This is a genomic window from Dellaglioa sp. CoH-56-MRSF-10 (genome assembly GCF_056782175.1).
The window spans coordinates 1-416 of the sequence record NZ_JBXAYF010000046.1 but is presented as its reverse complement, the minus strand read 5'-3'; the positions used below and the strand labels follow the sequence as shown (position 1 = coordinate 416).

At 56.0% G+C, this 416-nt stretch carries 1 protein-coding gene; it reads left to right on the top strand.

The features are described 5' to 3' along the window. Nucleotides 1–416: hypothetical protein (locus AC1RP4_RS07755; protein ID WP_481763234.1), on the top strand; the 416-nt coding region annotated here is incomplete at both ends.

Here is a 416-nt window from a genome sequence, read left to right as displayed (position 1 = left end):
AGGCTGTGTATCCGGAAGCCATTGAAAAGGGCTTCCTCGAACTCGAAACGCTCAACGATCAACTGCATGACAACGACTTCAAATGGATGGCTGAAGTCCAGCGTCGCGTCGATTTCGCGAAGCGCGCGCTGGAGATGGATGCGCTTCATTCCACCGGTCTCGTCACCGAAGTGGAGGTAGTCCTCATCGGCCATTCGAAGGACCAGAGTTCGTACTACCTGAAGAAATTCCCGCAGTGGGGGTCGATCGAGGTTCCGTGCTATACGGACAAAGCCACGAACCGGGAACTCGATGCCACGTACATTCGCGACCTGTTGTTCGGCGGTGGCGATTACTGGGATCAGGGCATCACGGACATTACCGAGCTTGTGCATCCGGAGGTTCGCTCGTGGTTGAAGCACTGGGGCTGGGAGAAT